Raw genomic sequence first — 19,404 nt, 5'->3', positions numbered from 1 at the left:
AAATCTCCCGAGTATAGTGTGGTGTTTTTTTAACCGAATTGAAATATCATTCTAGTTAGTTTCAACTAATTGTACCAGTATAAACTTATTTATCAGAAAACGCAGTTTCAATTGCAGTAATCATTTGCTCTGAATTAGGTGCCACTTTGCTGTTAAACCGTAAAACTGTTTTACGATCAGCAGACACTAAGTATTTATAAAAGTTCCAATTTGGAGAGCTAGTTTGCTCATTCAAATATTTAAAAATTGGATTTGCTTCGCTACCACGAACTTTGCTGGTGGCAAACATGGGAAAAGTTACACCATAATTTACAAAGCATACTTTCGCTGTTTCTTTTTCATTGTCTTCTTCTTGAAAAAAGTCATCAGAGGGGAACCCTAATACGACTAAACCTTGCTCTTTGTATTGTTGATATAGCGCTTCAAGGCCTTTAAATTGATATGTAAAACCACAATTACTTGCCGTGTTTACTATTAACAAAGGTTTATTTTTAAATTGGCACAAGTTAATAGATTCTTTTGAGCGAAGCTTTCGTATATCTACATTGGTAAAATCTTGGCAGTCCTGTGTAGAGGTTTTATTTATGATTGATGGTGTTTGAGCTTGAAGGGGAGCATTAATAAGTAAAGCCGTTAAACCTATTATAATTATTTTAAGCATTACATTACCTAAACTTTACGATTGTTTGATTGGATAATCATACGCTAATATGGAACAAATTGATCAACCCTCTAATGACCTATGACAATCCGTTTAGCAACTATTAATGATCTTAATGAAATTGTAGCCATTTACAACGAAACTATTGCAGGGCGAATGGTAACTGCAGATACGCAAGAAGTGAGCGTTGACGAAAAGCGTGACTGGTTTAATAGCCACAACGATAAAAGGCCTATTTACGTTTACTGCGAAAATAACCAAGTACTTGCTTGGGTAAGTTATAAATCGTTTTATGGGCGCCCAGCTTACGACGGCACAGTAGAAATGAGCATTTACATTACCAGTAAAGCGCAAGGTAAAGGGCTTGGTAAAAAGCTAATGATATTTGCTCAAACACAAGCTAAGCAATTAAATATTAAAGTATTACTCGGCTTTATTTTTAGTCATAACTTACCGAGTGTTAAATTGTTTAAGCATTTTGATTTTGCAATATGGGGTGAGTTGCCAAGCGTTGCCATAATGGATGATAAGGCGTATAGCCTTACTATTTTTGGAAAACATCTGGAATAAATTATTTTTCATAATGTTGTAATATTTTTTTACAAAATAAGACGAAGGGTTTATGCCAATTAAATAAAAATAGTCTACGCTATTAACATATTAAGTTTATTAATTTGAAGTGTAGCTTGATGATTCGAAAAATATTAATTGTTGATAGTAGCAGTGTCATCGCAATGCGTGTGAAAGTGCTTTTAGAATTAATAGGATGTGAAGTCGAATTAATTCATTTCAGCATGCTAGACATGTATACCAATATAGGCGACTACGACTTAGTTGTTGTTGCCCATGGTGTGCCTGTTGATTCTATAAAACCGCTTGTTAGCCAAGTAGCGCAAGAGCGTTTTATGCTGCTTGCTCCAAAAGCACAAAGTGGTGAGCAACTAACTGCGTTTAGTGAGCTAAATCATGTTGCGCCTGACGCAACCGTGATATATCCATTTTTTTCTAATAAAGAAATTACTTCTCTTTTAGAGAGCCTACTAGAATTAGGCTCTAATCATATTTTGCAATTACCCGCTATTTTACTCGTCGATCATGTTCCTGAGCGCCTCGAAAAAATGAAAAGCAGCTTGATCGGTGCTCATATCGAGACCCATACAGCAACCACCTCTGCAGAAGCTTTAGAAATTACGAAAGAAAAGCAAATCGATATACTAATAAGTGATTTTGTTTTAGATGACGGAACCGGTTTAGAAATTTTTTCAAACTTAAAAATAATGCAACCACATTGCCGTTGCTTATTATTTACCTCACGTCCCGATCAAGTTTCAATGATTGAAGCTATTCGTCAAGGTGTAGAAGACGTACTTATTAAGCCATTGAACGACAGCTCATTATTACAATCAATACATAAACTGTGGCAAACAGAGCTATTAAAACGCCATAACGCAGAACTTGTCGAAAGGCTACAAGATACAGTTGATGCCCTGATTGAAAAAGACAGCCTACTTCAGGTTATTTATAAGCATACGCCCGATGCAATTATGTTGTTTGAGAAATGCGGTAGAGTGATAGAAGCTAATGATGCTTGTTTAAAACTATTTAACTTACCGTTTAACGAACTAGAAGGTAAATCAGTATTTAGCTTTTTAGATGATGATTCAACGTTAGGTATTAAAAATAAAATTTCGACATTAAATAGTAATCGCCAATTTAGCTGCGACTTACGTTTATCTAAAACTGCAGGGGGCTATATACCGTTAGTGGGATCTTTTAATGAGATAGATCACCATGGTGAAATAGCACTTGCCGTAATATTTAAAAATGTAACCCACCTTAAGCAAAAAGAAGATTTACTACTTGAAGCAAAAGATATCCTTGAAGAGCAAGTAAGAGCGCGTACTTCACAGCTTGAACATGCAAAAAATATTGCTGAAGCTGCAAATTTAAGTAAATCAGAATTTTTAGCAAATATGTCGCATGAACTTCGCACACCAATGCATTCGATTTTAAGTTTTTCACGTTTTGGTTTAAGCAAATTAGAAACTGGAGATTTTGCAAAAGAGAAACTAATTAAATACCTATCGCGAATAGAGAGTAGTGGTGAGCGTTTACTGTCGTTACTAAATAATTTACTCGACCTATCTAAGCTAGATGTGGGTAAGTTTCCATTTAATCCTCGTCCATATAATTTAGCGAACATTATAAAAACAAGTATTGATGATGTATCTGGTACGGCAATGGAAAAAGAAATTGAGGTTGTATTCACCGCGCAGCCGCTACCTGTAATTTCGCAGTGTGATGAAGAGCAAATAAACCAATTACTTCGAAACGTATTAGGTAATGCACTCAAATTTAGTGAACCAAAAAGTAAAATACAGATAAATTTAGAGTCAGATAGTCGATTTGCTACCATAGAGGTTACCGATAGTGGGGTCGGTATACCAGAAGATGAGCTGGAACATATTTTTACTAAGTTTGTACAAAGCAGCAAAACAAATAGCGGTGCCGGTGGTACCGGATTGGGCCTTGCATTGTGTAGAGAGTTTGTGTCTTTACATCAAGGTGAGATCACTGCACGTAACAACGAAAATGGTGGTGCAACTATATCTATACAGGTGCCATTAGAAATAAATCTAGATGATCATTTGGCTGAAGATCAATTAATACAACACAGTAATTAATTGTTTTTTGGCAAGCCAAGTAACTTTTTGAGAATTTGAATGGATGATAAATTATGGCCTTAACTAAAATACTTGCCGTTGATGACGAACCCTTTAACCTTGAAATTATTGAGGAAATTTTAGAGGATCTTGATTTTGAATTACAAGTAGCAACGAGTGGTCCTGAGTGTTTAAACATGGTTGAGGGCTATATGCCTCAGGTTATATTGCTCGACGTAAGTATGCCGCAAATGAACGGCTATGAAGTATGTAAGGCACTTAAAGCAAACCCAAATACAGCACACATTATTGTTATGTTTGTGTCTGCTCGTGGCACAGTTGAAGAGCGCATGGAAGGCTACTCGGTTGGTGCAGAAGACTATATTGTAAAACCCTTTGGCCATGATGAACTTAAGTCAAAGCTTAAAAATTTAAACCAAGTACTTGTTGAAAAACAAAGCCTTGAAAAGCAAGTTGAAGATGCTACATCAACTGCATTTAATGCCATGGCTAACAGCAGTGAAATGGGGCAGATAGTTAACTACGTTGAAAACATAGGCTTTATTAACGACCCTCAAGAGCTAGGTAAAGCGCTTATAGATTGCCTACAATCTTTTGATTTGCAAAGTAATGTTGAGTTTAGAGAGAACGATGAAATTAGTCACTTTGCATTAAGTGGCGTGTGTTCACCTATTGTGGTGGAGCTATTTGAAATGCTTAAAAACAAAGGGCGTTTACATGAATTTTCGCATCGAATTTTAGTTAACTATGAATTGATTAGCTTACTTATTTTAAATATGCCTGATCACGATCCAGATAAGCACGGGCGTATACGCGACCACGTATGTTTTATTGTCAGTGTTACCGAGCAGCAGCTACGCGCCATCATGACTAAGAAAATGCTTGAATCACAACAAGCAAAACTTAATGCCGTAGCAAGTACAGTTCACAGTAAGTTTCATGGCTTAATTAGCTTATTGAATGACAACCGTCAAAACAACGAAAAAGTGTTTAAACAGTTACAAGAAGAGCTCGAAGAACGTATCCCATCAATGGGATTAGATGAAGATCAGGAGGTGTTTATTTATAAAAAAGTAGATGAAACTATCCAAAACTCAGTGGCCAGAGAGGAGTCTGTTAAAAAGGTAAAAGCAGCTTTTGCTGAAATTGAGCAAGACCTGTCATTGCTTTTAAAGAGCTAAATATACTTAATCAAATAATGTTACTTTAAGGCTTACTCCAACTGCATTATGCATCTCTGGGTAAGCCTTTTTCTACGATTCTGATTAACCTAGCCGTTTTACGAATTTGTAATCGTTGTTTATCGTTTTGTTGAGCAAGCGCCCATTCAATATGTTCTAAAACAAGCTCGCTGCATATTTGGCTTTTATCTTGTAAGGCATGAATAATAGCCGGGCTAAACTCTGCATTACCTAAACCGACCGCTATATTACGTAACCAACGTTCGTGACCTATGCGGCGAATAGGGCTGCCTTCGGTATTTTTTAAAAATGTAGGCTCATCCCAAGCAAATAGCTCAAGTAAATCTTTATTTTTTAATTGAGTACGGGGATGAAAGTCATTTTCATCCGTTATTTGTCCATAACGATTCCAAGGGCATACCAACTGGCAATCATCACAACCATATATACGGTTGCCTAATAAAGTTCGGTATTGTTCGGGTATGGGGCCTTGGTGTTCTATCGTTAAGTACGATATGCATTTACGTGCATCAACAACGTAAGGCTCTACAATTGCACCTGTTGGGCAAAGAGTGATACAAGCAACACATTTTCCGCAGCCTTCAAACGTGTTCTCTGCATCTATTGGTAGAGGTAAATCAATAAATAGCTCGCCTAAAAAAAACCACGATCCTGCTTCTTGGTTAATTAATAAAGAATGCTTACCACGCCACCCTAAACCGGCTTTTTCGGCAAGTTGACGCTCAAGTACCGGGGCTGAATCTACAAATGGCCTAAAGCCATATTCGCCAATTTCTTGCTCTATTTGTTGGCCAAGTTTTTTTAAACGATTACGCATTAATTTATGGTAATCACGACCCAGTGCATAACGACTTATGTATGCTTTTTCTTTATTTTTTAAGGTTTTTGCAAAGCCAGCATCGGGAGGGAGATAATTCATTTTTACGGATATAACACGCTGTGTACCTGGTACTAATTCAGCAGGGCGAGCGCGTTTCATGCCGTGAGCAGCCATATAATCCATCGAGCCGTGGTAGCCAGCATCAAGCCAGCGTTGCAATTGGGCTTCGTGCTTAGATAGGTCAATATCAGTAATACCTACTTCGCTAAAACCAAGCTCTTGCCCCCAGGTTTTTATTTGTAGGGCTAATTTTTCATAGTCTGGGGTAGGGTTGCTCACACACTTCACACACTTAAATTAATAGCTGCGTAATTTACCATATTTCTCTGAGCTCGAAAACGCTTCTTAGCGCACGAAGCGCTTTAACTGTTGTTGGGTCTGTAAGCTTAACTGTTGAGATTGCTCGCTATCGGCTAATGCCGTATCTATTTGCTGTTTAGCTTGCTCACCTAAAGCTACTATTTGCTCTACCGATTGGTGAGTATTAGTTTGAGTGCCCTCAAGCATATGTACAGCACTGGCTATTTGTTGTAGTTGTTGTTGGTTGTGCTCAAACTCACTAAGCATTTTTGTAAAACCCTCGGAGGTTGCACTAATTGAGCTTTGTGCATTATTGGAGTGAATCATTAATTGCTCTGACTCTTTATTTGTCTCGTTTACCAAATCATTCATCTGATTTATAAAGTCGCTTATTTGCCTAGTTGCGCCACTTACCTTTATTGAAAGTGTGCGTACTTCGTCTGCAACTACGGCAAATCCTCTGCCAGCTTCACCCGCTCTAGCTGCTTCTATTGCGGCGTTAAGGGCTAACAAATTAGTTTGATCAGAAAACTCTTCAACCATTTTTAAAATACTACGAATGTTTTCACTGTTCTCTTTCAGTCCCGCAATTGTATTTGAAAAGCTACCTAGCATATTAGTAATAAGTTTAACCTGCTTTACTAAAGCAGCGAGCTCTGATGCAGATAGTTTTACAAAGTTAAGGTGTTCATTATTAACGTTATGCACGCTATCTGTATTATTTACTATGTTTTGTAAGCTTTGGGTTATTTGCATACTGGCATTAATAATACTGTGGCTTAACTGTATTTGTTGCTCACTTGATTGCTCAGTATTTTTCATCGATTCAGTGACTTGTATATTACTGTGTGCACTAGCTTGAGCACTGTTATATGTTGTGCTGAGTAACTCACTTAAATGGGCAGTAAATATATTATATTGTGAACTTAAATCTTTAAATTCGTCATACGAAAAGTGGGGAAGTTTTGCTGCTAAATTTGCATCTTGTTGGTTTATTTTTATCAAAGTATCGCGCATAGCAGTAACAGGGCGAACAATTAAAAAACGCATATAAAAAAGAGTAAAAATAAAACCAGATATAATAACAAGCGTAAGTAGCCAAAATAGCCCTGTACTTTGCTGTTGTTCGCTTAAGCTCTGATGCAGCCAAAATAACGTAATTGCTTGGAACAATAATACAAAACTCAAATTACCGACTATTTTACGCGTTAACGTAAAAAAGAATGTTTGCTCTATATAGTTATAAATTTTCATAAAACTACTCATTATGCTTAAGCCCTACGATTCTTATTTTAGTTAGGGAGGTGTAAGTTAGCTTCTTTGTAACGATAACAAGTAAGCTTTGGTTCGCGCTGGGTAATTTGTAAAAATTCCGTCTATGCCATACTCAAGCATTAGCGCTATATCTTGTTCTCTATCGACCGTATAAGCATAAATCTTTAAGCCTCTTTTTTTTGCATCATCAGCAAAAGCCTTATTTATAAAGGTTTTATCTGCATGTACGCTATAAGCGTTTAAATCACTTGCAAACTTTGCATAGTTAATTGGAATAGAAGAAGTAAGGGCGCCTATTTTAAGCCATGGTAGCTTGCTTTTAAGCCACTGTAGTTGATGATGATCAAACGATGATACTAAAATATTCGCTTTCGATATTTTGTTAGCTTCAATGTTTTCTTCAAGTTGAGCCACAAATCTTTCTAGTTCAAACGTATGTTTAAGCTCAATATTTAATAAAGATTTATTGTTATTCCAATCAAACAGCTGCTGAAGAGTGGGAATTTTTTCACCATTTCCAGCATCAAGTTTAGAGAGTTCATGTGCCGTAAAGTTACTCACCCTACCTTTACCGCTGGTGGTTCTATCGAGCCATGAGTCGTGTATTACCATGTAATCATCTAAGGAACTTTGAATATCTACTTCAATACCATCAACACCTACTTTTAACGCTTCTAAAATAGCGCTTTCGGTGTTTTCAGGAAAATCCCCACTGGCACCACGGTGTGCAAATACTTTCATTGTCGAGCCTTTTTAGTGATTGACCACGTTTCAAAACAAGCGGCACTAACTATGAGTGCTCCACCAACTAACGTCATAACAGTAGGACGTTCATGAATAATTACTATAGCCAGTATGGTGCCATAAAGTGGTTGTAAGCAAGAAATTAACCCCGCAGTTGCCGCTGATAAATGCTTTAAACTTGCTGCAAATAATGAATGAGGTGTAGCTGTAAAAATAACACCCGCTATGGCAATTAAAATTAGGTCGTGATTACTAACCTCATATACCGGCACTTCTATAAATGCGCACAGCATAATGCTTGCCACTAAGGTTTGATAAAACATAGTTTGCGGGCCACCATATTGGCTAAAGTAGCGCTTATGGGTAATGTTTCTGATTGAAAAAAACAATGCCGATATAACACCTGTTATTACACCTAAGGTCACATCGTCGCCTAAATTCGCACTTGGGACTAATAAGTAAATACCTAAAACAACCACGGCCGCACTTATTATATCTTTTGCTTTTGGCCTGCTTTTATTAAATAAGGGCTCTAAAAACACCGTCATTACGGGGTAGCTAAAAAACGCCAACATCCCAATTGTTATACCGGCCATTTGCATACCAGCAAAATAGGTAACCCAGTGAATACCCACCGCAACACCTAAAAATAACGCAATAAGGTAGTCTTTAGGTTTGTTGAGTTTAATTTGTTTTTTTTGAAAATACAGCATGGCTAAAATAGCCATTCCTGCAATTGCAGTTCTGTAAACGGTAATATCTAAAGCATTTAAACCAATAAGCTTGGCAAATAGAGCGGTTCCGCCAAAAAGTAATACCGCTATGTGCAAATAAATTAAACTTTGCTGCTGAGATTGCATTTAATTTCCTTGTTGTACTTTTTGAACATATTAACATTGCTTAAAAATTCTTAAGATGAATTTTTTTATCGCATGACAAATGTCATAAAAGTTGATGACACTTCACACTCTTATTATTTTTATACGCTGGCATAGTTACCTTACTCAACAGGGGATAATTATGAATTCTTTAATTTTAATCAGCTTAACTATTAATGAAGTGCTAGAGGCGTTAAGTTTTACGATTACGTACGCAGATTGCTTTATGCTGGCATGCATTTTTATGTTATTTATATTTATTAATAAAAATAGTCCTATAAGTAAAAATAATATGCCTGAGGTATTAGTATGAGCTCGCTTAACTCCTTTTCTCAACAAAGTGATAAAGGTTTTTGGAAATATGGGCATTTAATTTTTACAGGCTTTTATTTACTCCCATTAATAATTAATTTTGCGAGCTTTACTGCTAACCAAATAACGATGTCTTTAGCCTTTTATGTTGCTTTTATTCTTTTATATGTAAAAGCAATAAACTGCAAAAGTGCAGGGGTGACCAAGTTGTTTGTAGCCATGCTATTAATTTGTTTTTGCGCCACTTTTTACACCACAGGTACTCCTACTTTATTTGGCTTTGCAGCGTACGTAGCAGGCTATGCATACAGCTACCATCAAAGAATTTATGCTGCACTCGCGATTATATCTACGGTTTTATTAAGCGCATATATTGGTGATATAGGGAAGGTTCAATACTTTTTAGCCGTTGCTTTGATTTTATGTGCAGCCTTATTTAGTTACGGTATTGCAGCAAAGAGAGAAAGCTTATACAAAAAGCGCGAACAAGAAAGCGCTAACCAATTAGAGCAATTAGCAGCAATTGCTGAGCGTGAACGGATAGCCCGCGACTTGCATGATATTTTAGGCCACTCATTGTCATCTATTGCTTTAAAAGCTGAGCTTGCCAATAAATTAAACCAAGGTGAGCGTTACGCTCAAGCAAATAGCGAAATTGCACAAGTGGCCGATCTTGCAAGGCAGTTACTTAGTGATGTAAGAAGCGCCGTTAGTGATTTAAAACAGCTTAACCTTGTTAGCCAAGTAGCACAGTTAAAACAAAGATTAATAGAACAAGACTTTAACGTTTCATTTAATGTGGTTTTAAATACTCTACCCGCTAAAGTCGAGGGCATCGCCGGCCTTATAATTAAAGAAGCCGTTACCAACTTGCTACGCCATAGCAGCACAAAAAATTGCGAAATAAATATAGAACAAACAGCGCAGCAGCTACTCATTACCGTTATTGATCGTGCACCGTGCTCTACATTAAATTCGGGCAATGGCCTAAATGGTATTAAAGAGCGAGCAGAGCAACTCAATGGCAGTGCAACATTTACCTGTGGCGATATTTTTACTTTAAATGTAATGCTACCAATTTTAGCTAAGGATTTACAATGATCAGAGTGTATTTAGTGGAAGATCAAGCGCTTGTGCGCGACGCAGTAGCAGCATTGTTAGGACTCGATTTTAATATTGAGATTATTGGGCAAGCAAGTAACGGGCAATATGCACTTAATGCAATTGAAGCGCTTGATAGTGATTTACATCCCGATATAATTTTAACCGATATAGAAATGCCAACCATGAATGGTATAGAGCTGAGTGAAAAAATAGCCACTAAGTTCCCCGCTATAAAAATGGTTATTATGACCACATTTTCTCGTGCGGGTTATATTAGGCGAGCGCTTACGGCAGGCGTTAAAGGTTTTATTTTAAAAGAAGCACCCAGTGAAGAGCTAATAAATGCGCTTAAAAAAGTAATGCAGGGGCAAAAAGTGATAGACCCAGAGCTTGCTATTAATGCATTAGACGACGCAGATCCACTTACCGATAAAGAACGCAAAGCACTTAAACTTGCAAGCGACGGCCTTAAAACAAGCGACATAGCCAAGCAGTTATTTATAAGTGAAGGTACCACACGTAATTATTTATCAGACGCTATTGCTAAGCTAAACGCCACTAACCGTATAGATGCTGCGCGTATAGCTAAACAAAAAGGATGGCTTTAAATAGTGGGTTTATAAATTATAAGCAAAGTATTACTATGTTATTTAAAAGTAACGAACAGCGCTTAAAGTTAGCTTAAAAAGCGTTAAAAGAGGGTTTAATGGCAAATCTAATAGAACTAACAACTAAAAATAACACCGCTATACTCACCATGAATACCGCTGAAAACCGTCACAATCCAGCGTTTTTGGCTGAGTTTAATTTACACCTTGACCACATTGAAGCAGATCAAAATATTAAGTCAGTTATTTTAACGTCCTCGAGTGACAAAAACTGGTCATTAGGCATAGACCTTCAATGGATGTCTAATCCAAGTATTTTACCTGCAGCTATTTCTGACTTTATGATTCAAATAAGTGACTTGTTTAAGCGCATAGTTACTTTTCCTATGCCTATTATTGCTGCGTTAAACGGGCATACCTATGGCAATGGTGCTGTGCTTGCGTGTGCGTGCGATTTTAGATTTATGAAATCAGACAAAGGCTTCTTTTGTTTTCCTGAAGTGGATGTGATGGTGCCGTTTGTACCGTCGATGTTTCCTATAATTAATAAAGCAATTTCGCAAACATTCTTTAATCGTTTAGCTATGTCAGGAGAGCGTGTTGGTGCACAGCAGTTGCTAGAGAACAAAGTAGTTGAAGCTGTGTTTGCAAATAACGACGAACTACAAGCGGGTGCACTTGAGTTTGCCCAGCAATTTAATAAAAATCGTTGGATTTACGCTCAAAATAAAACACAAATGAATAAGCAAATTTTGCTTACAATGAAAGAGGAAGACCCAAGCTTTATTGATAATATAAGTAAACTGCTGTGGAAAAACCTACAAAAAAAATAGTATAAGAAAAGGTTTTAGCATTACTACGATATGACTAAACACTTTGCAGTTAAGGGGTCGTTAAGCCCCATTGCGCTAGATTTTTAAACTATACAGCAAGATAAACAGCAAGGTAAAAGTGCTTTCTTAAAAGTTTAATCGCTTTTACCTGTCTCATTATAACTATATGGGTTAAAATACCTACATAACCAACTAACAAGATAGTGAATGTCAAACCAAGATCCAAATCTCAGTCGAGAACAAGAAAAGTACGAAAACCCAGTCCCTAGTCGTGAGTTTATACTTACTCACCTTCAAGAGCGTTCAAAACCTGCTAACTACGCGCAATTATGTGAAGAACTAGCAGTAAACGATGACGAACGCCAAATAGCATTTAAACGCCGCCTTCGCGCTATGGAGCGTGACGGACAGCTGTATTTTAATAAATTTAAATGCTATGCCCTAATTGACGAAGCCGGTTTAACCAAAGGCAAAGTAATAGGCCACAGAGACGGTTTTGGCTTTTTAGAAGTTGAAGGCGAGAGTAAAGATTGGTTTATTGCTAAGCACCAAATGAATATGGTGTTACATGGCGACATTGTACTAGCTAAAGGCACTAAACGTGGCTCTGGCTCAAAATGCGATGCACGTATTATAAAAGTGCTTACTAACGAGCGCGCGCCAATTGTTGGCCGTTACTTTGTTGAGCATGGTGTTGCCGTTGTGGTAGCTGAAGACCCGCGCATAACGCAAGATATAATGATTTTACCAGGCAACGAAAACGGTGCCCGCCATAACCAAATGGTGCAGGTTAAAATCACTCAAAATCCAAGCCGTAACATGAACGCGGTAGGTAAAATTATTGATGTACTTGGTGAGCATTTAGCCCCAGGTATGGAAATCGAAGTCGCACTGCGCAATCACGATATTCCACATGTATGGCCAGAAGAAGTTGAAGCACAAGTTGCTCACCTAGGTGAGTTTGTTGAAGACGCTGACAAACAAGGCCGCGTAGATTTACGTGACTTACCACTTGTAACTATTGATGGCGAAGACGCTCGCGACTTTGATGACGCCGTATACTGTGAACCTAAAAAATCGGGTGGCTGGCGCTTATGGGTTGCCATTGCCGATGTATCGCATTACGTAGGAATGAACACGCCGCTTAACAAAGAAGCAATTTTGCGTGGTAACTCAGTGTATTTCCCTGAGCAAGTAATTCCGATGCTACCAAAAGTGCTTTCTAACGGATTATGTTCGCTTAATCCAAAAGTAGATCGCTTATGTATGGTTGCCGAAATGACCGTATCGAGCGCGGGTAAACTTTCGGGCTATAAGTTTTACGAAGCGATAATGAACTCGCATGCACGTTTAACTTACACCAAAGTAAATGCCATTTTACAAAACGACGAAAAACTACGCGAAGAATACTCAGCCGTAGTGCCACATTTAACTGACTTACAGCAAATGTATATGGCACTTAAAGCTGCACGCCAAGACCGTGGTGCCATTGAGTTTGAAACCCTAGAAACACGTTTTGTATTTAACGCTCAGCGTAAAATAGAATCAATAGTGCCTGTTATTCGTAACGATGCGCACAAACTCATTGAAGAATGTATGATTTTAGCCAACGTATCGGCGGCTAAAATTCTTGAAAAGCACGAAGCAAGCGCGCTTTATCGTGTGCATGACGAACCAGACAGCGAAAAACTAGGTAACTTTACTAAGTTTTTAGGCGAGTTAGGTATTCAAAGCACATTAAGCGACGAGCCAACACCAAAAGAAATAACCCAAGTATTAGCGCGACTAGGTGACCGCCCAGAAGCCGAGCTTATTCAAACTATGCTACTGCGTTCAATGAAACAAGCTGTATATCAGCCAGATAACATTGGTCACTTTGGTTTAGCGTTATCGGCTTATGCGCACTTTACATCGCCAATACGTCGTTACCCAGATTTAGTAGTACATCGTGCTATTAAAGCAGTTATAAAAGCACAAGGTCAGCAAACGTCTGGCGAATACGCTTATACCGACGACGAAGTTGATCAACTTGGTGAGCAGTGTTCTACCACAGAGCGCCGCGCCGATGATGCAACTCGCGAAGTAGCCGACTGGCTTAAATGTGAGTTTATGCAAGATCATGTAGGTGACGAGTTTGACGGTGTTATTTCATCGGTCACTAACTTTGGTTTGTTTATTCGTTTAGACGATTTACAAATTGATGGGCTTATTCATGTTACTAATTTAGGCGACGAATTTTTTGCACATGACGCTGCAAAACACACCCTAATAGGTGAGCACTCTCACAAAGTTTATCGCCTTGGCGATAAAGTAACAGTAAAAGTTGCGTCGGTTAGTTTAGACGATCGCCGTATCAACTTAACGCTTAAAGGCGATGTTGCACAAGACAGATACTCACGTCGTCGTGCGCCAAAAAAAGGTTCAGGTAAATCTGAGCATGCGCCAGCAAGTGTGCGTTCGCAATTAAAAGCAGGCAAAGTACCGGGTAAAAAGTCGCACAGCGATGACAAACCAAAAGGTAAAAAAAAGCCAGCAAATAAAGATAAAGGCAAGCCTGCAAATAAGTCTGCAACTAAACCCGCAGATAAAAAAGCAGCAGACACTGCCGTAAAGAAAAAGCCGAAGAAGAAGGCAGTTAAAAAGCCTAAAAGAGCTGGCAAAAATGCCCGTAAAAGTACTAGCCCAGGAGCAGATAATACGTGAGTAATGAATTAATTTTTGGCTTTCACTCTGTTGAAGCAATTTTAGAAAGCGAACCAGAGCGCTTTGTAGAAATTTACGCCCTTAAAGGTCGTGACGACAAACGCTCAACTCCGATTATTGATGAAGCACGTAAGTTTGGTATTTCAGTACAGTTTATGCAGCGTAAAGCCCTTGATAGCAAATCAAAGGGTGAGCAGCATCAAGGTATTATTGCCAACGTAAAAGCAGCGCCAACGTTTAACGAAAAAGATCTTGATGCAATAATCGCTCGTGAAGACACACCGTTTTTACTTGTGCTTGATGGTATTACCGATCCGCATAACTTAGGCGCATGCCTACGTAGTGCAGACGCTGCTGGTGTTCACGCTATAATTGTACCTAAAGATCGCTCTGCCAAGCTTAACGGCACAGCACGTAAAGTTGCTTGTGGCGCAGCCGAAACAGTACCGCTTATTCAAGTGACTAACCTTGCACGCACGCTTCGCGAAATTAAAGATGCAGGCGTATGGGTTGTAGGCACTGCTGGCGAAACTGATAACCACGTATTTGATGCAAGCTTAACGGGGCCAATGGCGATTGTTATGGGCGCAGAAGGCGAGGGCATGCGACGCTTAACGCGTGAGCATTGCGATATGCTCGTTAAAATCCCAATGGCGGGTACTGTTTCAAGCTTAAACGTATCGGTAGCCACGGGTATTTGTTTGTTTGAAGTATTGCGCCAACGTAACGCAAATAACTAATATATAAAACGATAAGTTTTATGTATTAAAAAGCCGAGATTGAAATTCAATCTCGGCTTTTTTGTATCTGTAATTTGCGCTTTAACTTTGCACCAATTGTATTGAATTGGTGCTCTATTATAGCGATAGGGAAATAGCTCTATAGCAAGGCAAAAATAACGAAATATAGTTGTTCTTATATGAGTTATTTTTAACGCAGCTAGTGAACCATTTCTCCTATACAAAGCGCAGGTAAACGGTTTAATAACAAGGCAATAATTTAGATGTGTAGTGTTCTTACATAAAAAATTATTAACGCTGTTAGTGAACCATTTCTCCTATACAAAGCGCAGGTAAACGGTTTAATAACAAGGCAATAATTTAGATGTGTAGTGTTCTTACATAAAAAATTATTAACGCTGTTAGTGAACCATTTCTCCTATACAAAGCGCAGGTAAACGGTTTAATAACAAGGCAATAATTTAGATGTGTAGTGTTCTTACATAAAAAATTATCAACGCTGTTAGTGAACCGTTTAACCAGCTTTCAATTTAGAATGAGTAAGTGTAGCCCATCTGTACAGTACGTGGCTTACCTGGTTGAATGCCACCGTTTGAACGGTTAGCAACGTATGTTTTATCAAACAAATTATCAACGCTTAGGTATACTTTTTGATTCTCATCGATTAAGTATTTAGCAGCTAAATCCCATACTACGCGGCTATCAATTGCGTTTAAGCCCGACTGCGTTAAGTTAGCATGCGCATCAGATACGTAACGTATTTGGCTGTTAACTACAAACGCAGAAAACTCAGCACCTAACGATAACGCTACTTGGTTTTCTGGTACGTAAGGCATTGCATCGCCTTTTTCTACCGTGCCCCAAATTTCTGAATCAAAATCGTTTTTAAACTCAGAGTCTGTGTAGGTATACGTTAATTTAACTGGGAACATAGCTGTATCAGTTGCAAACGTACGTGCTGCACTAAATTCAAAGCCCGCTACTTCTACTTCACCGTAGTTGTATTGGTCGCCAATGTTGTCGTCGCTACAACCAACCGCTGCAGTACAGTTACCGTGCATGTTGCTGTAGTCAGAGTAAAACGCAATTACTTCACCGCTAAAGCCATCCATATTAAAGCGAGAGCCAAACTCAATGTTTACACTTTCTTCTTCTTCTTGGTCAGCATTACCAGGTGCTGCTGGTGCATAACCTTTTTGAATGCCCGCAAGTAGCGTTACGTTTTCGTTAAGCGTGTAAGTAGCACCTAGTGACGGCACTAAAATTTCAGTGTCGTTCGACACATCTTTAGTTAAACCGTTGCTGCGTGTTGGATCTGATTTAGACCACTCTTCACGCGTAATAGTAATGTCTTCATAACGAAGACCTGCACTTACTACTAATGCATCAATTGTCCACTCGTCTTGAATAAACAATGTACTTGCTTCTGCGCTATCTACACGGTTGCTGTCAGAGCCCGGAACGCCTTGCTCTGTAAGCGTTAAGCTTAGGTCTTGATTAAGTGTGTATTTGTCTTCCCATTGAAAACGATCCATTTCGTCTTCGTGGTAACGTACGCCAACAGTTACATAGTGATCGCCTGCAGGAATATGTAATTCAGACTGAATACCTTTAGCTTGGTAATCGCGGTTATTAGCTTTAATACCAATACCTTCAATACCTTCGCTTGTCGGGTTTGCTTCAAATTCACTGTATTGCTCAAGGTAGCTTTCGCTTACTTTGCTGGCTTTATACCAGTTACGATGAAAATCGTTTAAGTAAGCCGTAGCTAAAAATTCATAGCCATCACCAAAACGGTACGCGTAGTTAAGTTGGTATGCGTTATGGCGAGTATTCATTTCATCGTTTTGCGATGCAGCATAACGACGGTAAGGACTTTCTTGATAGTCTTCGTCAGTTAAGCCCATGTATGTTTCGTCTGATGTTTCGTCAGAGTACTTAATTTTTAGCTCAAGATTATGCGCATCGTTTTGACCAAACGTATGGCCAAACTTTAATAGTAAATCTGTTTTTTCAAAGCCGGTGTTGTCATTACCTACTGGCAGCTCTTTAAAGCCGTCTGCGCCGTAAGTAAATACTTCAATTAAGCCTGCTGTGTTGTTTTTTTCTTTACCGAAGTAAGCGTGACCTTTGTAGTAACCATCACCACCAAGGGCTGCATCTACCATACCCTTTGAGCTATTTGGCTCCGTAGGTAAGCTGCGCGAAAGTAAGTTTAAAACACCGCCCGTAGTACGCGGGCCATACTTAACTGATGCCGCGCCTTTTAATACTTCAATAGACTCCATACGACCCGTAGTAGGGAAGTAGTAAGCAGATGGTGCTGAATATGGTGCTGGTGCAACCAATACACCGTCTTCCATTACTGATATTTTATCGTTACGGCCAGTACCTGTACCGCGCATACCAATATTAGGACGAAGGCCGTAGCCGTCTTCTTCTTGCACGTAAACGCCCGGAACAGACGCTAAAACGCGAGAAATATCAGTAAATTTGAATTTTTGAAGTTCTTCATCAGAAATAAACGTAGCCGAACCAGGAATATCGTTAATTGCTTGTTCTGAGCCAATAACGGTAATTTGTTCAAAGCGTTGTTCTTTATTGCTGGTGTTTTTTGCTATTGCAGTAGCACTAAAAGACAAAGCAACCGCAGTTGCAAGGGTAGATACTAAAAACTTAGGGTTCATTGTGTTCCTAATCATGTCAATTATCTTAATTGGCGTAATTTGAACACGTTAACGAATACGAATCAATGTTATTAAGTATTTAATTATTCAGTTTAATAGAACTAAAAGCACCTACTTATGCAACTTTGTTAACTAAATTATTTCTTTTGTATTACTTTGTAATTGCTTTACTCGTTATAAAGTTTTGATTAGCTATAACCTAAACGTAGCGCTATAAACTCCGCGAGCTTATCTACTGCATGATCCGATTCACCCGAACTTTTAATTAAACTAATACCAATATTACCAAGAGTGGGTAAATGTTTGGTTTGAACTTGATAGTTAAGCTCACTCGGTACTGTGCTTTTAGCAAGTACGGTAATACCTAAGCCTTCTTTTAATGCAGCAATAAGGCCGGTTAAATCGGCGTTGCTATATACAATTCGGTATTTTATGCCCGCACTTTTTAATGCATCAATTGCACGGCGACGATAAATACACCCCTCTGGTGCGGTAACTAGCGTAACCACGTCGTTTTGCGCAAGTGACAGGTCGCCCACCCACACTAACTCGTCTTGCATAAAAATAGGAAACTTATCAGAGTTGAGTCGCTCATTTAGCGCAAGTACTAAATCGAACTGATCTTGGCGAGAAGCCGAAAGTAAATGTTTACTTAAACGCGACTTAACTTCTAACGACACCTCAGGGTAGAGCGCCACAAAGTCGCCAATAATTGAGGGTAAAATACGCGCAGCAAACTCGCTCGGAATACCCAAGCGCACTTTACCTGCAATGTTTTCTGATGTGAACTGCTGCAAAATAGCATCGTTGTGTTGCATCATTTGTTTTGCCATAGGCAATAATAGCTCGCCGTACTGGTTTAATACTTGGCGCTGTCCTTGTTTTTTAAATAGTTTATAGCCAAGCACGTCTTCTAAGCGCTTTATTTGCAAACTGACAGCAGGTTGCGACAAGCCAAGTAAATCGCCAGCTTTAGCAAAGCCACCTATTTCAACTACCATTACAAAAGTACGTAAACCGTCTGTTGATATGTTTTTCATATTTAAAATTACAATTTATATAGCTATATATATAAGTATTATTTATCAATTGATAAAAAATTACAATTTGTTGTTGGTAGGCGTGGGCAATATACTTTTGTAATCGAAAATACACAGGTGTTTGTTATGACTTTTAACCCAATAATGTTTGCCCGCCACAGCAACGCAAGTAGTGCGGTTACTAACGCTTTGCAAACTAACAACAATCACGTTGTAATGGATTTTAGCGGCACCGAAACCAGTGTATTTTTAAGCACTATTTTAGGCCTTGATTTAACTAAGCTTACCGCCAGCGGTTTAGGCTTAAAGGGCACGCTTGATGGCGACTATAATTCTGACTACAGCTTTGCTGTTTATTACTTTAGCGAAACCGCCTTTAGATTTGTATTACCGCATAGCGCAAGCCTTCAACTACAAGCGCTTATAAACGAGCAACAGCTACGTTTTGATATTGATTATGTAGTACGCACCGACCTAGCAAGCTTTATTTTAAGTGGCGACAACGCGTTTGATACTCTAGTAAATGCTTTTAAATTAACACCAGGTTTGCGCCTTTCTGACGCGCAACTATGCTACGGTGCGCAAAGTGGTGATGTATTTATTACCGCCATTGATAAAAACGACGAACAACACTTTGTATTAGTAGCTAAACAACAAGAATTACAAAAATGGCAAAGCTACATGCAAGCGCAAGGTTTTGCACTTATGCATAGTGAAGCCGCATAACGAATACAAACAACAGGTGAACATAAC

Annotated in this window: 16 protein-coding genes; 9 read left to right on the top strand and 7 right to left on the bottom strand. The window is 38.7% G+C overall.

The window, feature by feature from the left end:
* Nucleotides 1-85 precede the first annotated feature (85 nt).
* A complete protein-coding gene (locus I6E85_RS07070) occupies nt 86-661 on the bottom strand; it encodes a glutathione peroxidase (RefSeq protein ID WP_024590220.1) in 576 nt (191 codons plus the stop codon).
* An 81-nt stretch (nt 662-742) separates the two neighbouring features.
* Here I6E85_RS07070 and I6E85_RS07065 point away from each other — a divergent pair, with 81 nt between their 5' ends.
* The 3 genes from I6E85_RS07065 (at nt 743) to I6E85_RS07055 (ending at nt 4,526) form a co-directional block, all read left to right on the top strand.
* Nucleotides 743-1,231 (top strand): GNAT family N-acetyltransferase, encoded by a 489-nt coding sequence (locus tag I6E85_RS07065; RefSeq protein ID WP_007579917.1) that lies wholly within the window; start codon nt 743-745, stop codon nt 1,229-1,231.
* A 119-nt stretch (nt 1,232-1,350) separates the two neighbouring features.
* Complete coding sequence (locus tag I6E85_RS07060; RefSeq protein WP_024590221.1) at nt 1,351-3,345, top strand: ATP-binding protein; 1,995 nt, start codon at nt 1,351-1,353, stop codon at nt 3,343-3,345.
* A gap of 53 nt (nt 3,346-3,398) precedes the next feature.
* Nucleotides 3,399-4,526: a PleD family two-component system response regulator gene (locus I6E85_RS07055; RefSeq protein ID WP_024590222.1), complete on the top strand. Its 1,128-nt coding sequence runs from the start codon at nt 3,399-3,401 to the stop codon at nt 4,524-4,526.
* A gap of 46 nt (nt 4,527-4,572) precedes the next feature.
* On the opposite strand, the gene queG is transcribed toward I6E85_RS07055, so the two are convergent.
* The 4 genes from queG to I6E85_RS07035 form a co-directional block, all read right to left on the bottom strand.
* Nucleotides 4,573-5,706, bottom strand: a complete 1,134-nt coding sequence (gene queG / locus I6E85_RS07050; protein WP_024590223.1) for a tRNA epoxyqueuosine(34) reductase QueG — start codon at nt 5,704-5,706, stop codon at nt 4,573-4,575.
* Between the two features lie 66 nt (nt 5,707-5,772).
* Nucleotides 5,773-6,993 (bottom strand): methyl-accepting chemotaxis protein, encoded by a 1,221-nt coding sequence (locus tag I6E85_RS07045; RefSeq protein WP_024590224.1) that lies wholly within the window; start codon nt 6,991-6,993, stop codon nt 5,773-5,775.
* Nucleotides 6,994-7,038: 45 nt separating this feature from the next.
* Nucleotides 7,039-7,743, bottom strand: coding sequence for a glycerophosphodiester phosphodiesterase family protein (locus I6E85_RS07040; RefSeq protein ID WP_024590225.1), 705 nt, complete (start codon nt 7,741-7,743; stop codon nt 7,039-7,041).
* A complete protein-coding gene (locus I6E85_RS07035; RefSeq protein WP_007579930.1) occupies nt 7,740-8,606 on the bottom strand; it encodes a DMT family transporter in 867 nt (288 codons plus the stop codon). Before I6E85_RS07035 ends, I6E85_RS07040 begins: the two co-directional genes overlap by 4 nt.
* 327 nt (nt 8,607-8,933) lie before the next feature.
* Here I6E85_RS07035 and I6E85_RS07030 point away from each other — a divergent pair, with 327 nt between their 5' ends.
* The 5 genes from I6E85_RS07030 (at nt 8,934) to rlmB (ending at nt 14,924) form a co-directional block, all read left to right on the top strand.
* Nucleotides 8,934-10,037, top strand: a complete 1,104-nt coding sequence (locus I6E85_RS07030) for a sensor histidine kinase (protein WP_197236755.1) — start codon at nt 8,934-8,936, stop codon at nt 10,035-10,037.
* Complete coding sequence (locus tag I6E85_RS07025) at nt 10,034-10,648, top strand: DNA-binding response regulator (RefSeq protein ID WP_024609138.1); 615 nt, start codon at nt 10,034-10,036, stop codon at nt 10,646-10,648. The genes I6E85_RS07030 and I6E85_RS07025 overlap by 4 nt, the downstream gene beginning before the upstream one ends.
* A 98-nt stretch (nt 10,649-10,746) precedes the next feature.
* Nucleotides 10,747-11,481, top strand: coding sequence for an enoyl-CoA hydratase/isomerase family protein (locus I6E85_RS07020; protein WP_024609139.1), 735 nt, complete (start codon nt 10,747-10,749; stop codon nt 11,479-11,481).
* Nucleotides 11,482-11,688: 207 nt separating this feature from the next.
* On the top strand, nt 11,689-14,184 hold the full coding sequence (gene rnr / locus I6E85_RS07015; protein WP_197236754.1) for a ribonuclease R: 2,496 nt from the start codon (nt 11,689-11,691) through the stop codon (nt 14,182-14,184).
* The gene (gene rlmB / locus I6E85_RS07010) at nt 14,181-14,924 is read left to right on the top strand and encodes a 23S rRNA (guanosine(2251)-2'-O)-methyltransferase RlmB (protein ID WP_007378377.1); all 744 of its coding nucleotides are present in this window, start codon (nt 14,181-14,183) and stop codon (nt 14,922-14,924) included. The genes rnr and rlmB overlap by 4 nt, the downstream gene beginning before the upstream one ends.
* Nucleotides 14,925-15,454: 530 nt before the next feature.
* On the opposite strand, the gene I6E85_RS07005 is transcribed toward rlmB, so the two are convergent.
* Both I6E85_RS07005 and I6E85_RS07000 read right to left on the bottom strand, forming a co-directional pair.
* Entirely contained in the window at nt 15,455-17,611 is a 2,157-nt protein-coding gene (locus I6E85_RS07005) for a TonB-dependent receptor (protein ID WP_197236753.1), read from the bottom strand.
* A 188-nt stretch (nt 17,612-17,799) separates the two neighbouring features.
* Nucleotides 17,800-18,651 carry a LysR family transcriptional regulator gene (locus I6E85_RS07000; protein WP_007579940.1) on the bottom strand — a complete coding sequence of 284 codons (852 nt, stop codon included), beginning with the start codon at nt 18,649-18,651 and terminating at the stop codon, nt 17,800-17,802.
* A 126-nt stretch (nt 18,652-18,777) separates the two neighbouring features.
* Here I6E85_RS07000 and I6E85_RS06995 point away from each other — a divergent pair, with 126 nt between their 5' ends.
* A complete protein-coding gene (locus tag I6E85_RS06995; RefSeq protein WP_197236752.1) occupies nt 18,778-19,377 on the top strand; it encodes a hypothetical protein in 600 nt (199 codons plus the stop codon).
* Nucleotides 19,378-19,404: the final 27 nt, after the last annotated feature.

Origin of the sequence: Pseudoalteromonas sp. NZS71 (assembly GCF_015864715.1) — a bacterium.
Lineage (GTDB): Bacteria > Pseudomonadota > Gammaproteobacteria > Enterobacterales > Alteromonadaceae > Pseudoalteromonas > Pseudoalteromonas arctica.
The sequence above is the reverse complement of the archived record's forward strand: the minus strand, read 5'-3'. Positions and strand labels throughout refer to the sequence as shown.